The organism is Tabrizicola sp., from assembly GCF_041911175.1.
Classification (GTDB): Bacteria; Pseudomonadota; Alphaproteobacteria; order Rhodobacterales; family Rhodobacteraceae; genus Tabrizicola.
The window spans coordinates 1-1,517 of the sequence record NZ_JAYRPN010000004.1 but is presented as its reverse complement, the minus strand read 5'-3'; the positions used below and the strand labels follow the sequence as shown (position 1 = coordinate 1,517).

Genomic DNA, 1,517 nt, shown 5'->3' with positions numbered 1-1,517 from the left:
GACCGTGCCCGCCAGGGTCACGCGGCCGCGGGTCGGCGGCTCGAGCTGGTTGATGCAGCGCAGAAGCGTGCTCTTGCCCGAGCCGCTCGGCCCGATGATGGCCACCACCTCGCCGGTCTGCATCGAAAGGTCGACCCCTTCACGCACGGCATGTGCGCCATATTGCTTTCCGACCTTCCCGATCTGCAAGAGTGCCGGTTCGCCGGGAGTCGCCGGCGCGATCCTGCTTTCCTCCGCTGTCGCCAGCATGTCTCGTCTCGCCGTCTTCTTTTCCGGCCCCGTCTTCCTTCCCGGGCCCCGCCTTCCTTCCCGGGCCCCGTCTTCCTTCCCGGGCATGCCGGGCCGGCCCTTGCCACGCCATGCCGGCGGTCGCTTCGTCAGATTCCCAGCGCGGCTTTCCGTCCCTCATAGATCGCATAGGGCGCCTGTCGCGGGGCCACGCCGTCACCGATCTCGATGAAGGCCAGGCCGCGTTCGCGCAGATCGCGGGCCACGAGGTCCATCGCCACGTTGGTGGTCGAGGTCACGAGGCTGTCGACCTCGATGCCGGTTTCACTGCGGTCGAGATGGGACAGGATCGTCGCCGCGTTGCCGTGCCACGCGAGCACGCTCGATTCCACCGCGAAGCGAACGTTCAGCCGCTTCAGGGTCCGGCGCAGCGCCGCATCCGCCGAGGTCCGCTGAAGTTCCCTGCCGACCATCGCGTCGGGCGTCACCAGGGTCACCTCATGCCCGTCCTCGGCCAGCTTCCAGGCCGTCCCGCAGCCGCGCCAGCCGCCGTTCTCGTCAAGGACGAGCACACGCCTGCCCAGCCGGGCACGGCGCGACATGACCTCTTCCACCGAGAAGACATTGCCCTTTTCCCAACCCGGCATCCTGTCGGTTTCGGGCAGCGCCTTCTGGAACCCGGTTTCGGCCGGCAGCGACCCGGTGGCAAGGATCACCACGTCGGCGCCCTCTGCCCCGATGTCCTGCGCCTCCATGTAGGTGTTCAGGCGCAGCTCGACCCCGAGCTTCGCCAGTTGCCGCTCATACCAGGCGATGAGGTCGAGGATCTGGGCGCGACGAGGCTGGAGACCCGCCAGACGGAAGGCCCCGCCCAGCCGGTCGGACGCCTCGGCAAGCGTGACGCGGTGCCCGCGTTCAGCCGCGACGCGGGCGGCTTCAAGCCCCGCCGGCCCGCCCCCCACGACCAGCACGCGGCGCGGTTCGGGCGCAGGGGTGAAGCGGTCGCCGCCCCATTCGAACTCGCGCCCCGCCGAGGGGTTCACCAGGCAACTGATCCAGTAGTCGCGCGACCGGCGGCCCCAGCACATCTGGTTGCACGACAGGCAGCCGCGGATGTCCTCCGGCCGGCCCTCCAGCGCCTTGTTCACCAGATGCGGATCGGCGATCTGCCCGCGCACGATCGAGACCAGATCGGCCGCGCCCTCGCCCAGCACGGTTTCGGCGTTCTCGGGGGTGCGGACATGGCTTTCCACCGTCACCAGCGCGTGGCGCACCACCTGCTTCAGCCG

Annotated in this window: 2 protein-coding genes; both read right to left on the bottom strand. The window is 69.7% G+C overall.

Features of this window, described 5'->3' with window-relative positions; genetic code table 11:
* Window positions 1-249: ATP-binding cassette domain-containing protein (locus ACE3P6_RS00285; RefSeq protein WP_374390936.1), on the bottom strand; the 249-nt coding region annotated here is incomplete at its 3' end.
* Between the two features lie 128 nt (window positions 250-377).
* Window positions 378-1,517: FAD-dependent oxidoreductase (locus tag ACE3P6_RS00280; protein ID WP_374390934.1), on the bottom strand; the 1,140-nt coding region annotated here is incomplete at its 5' end.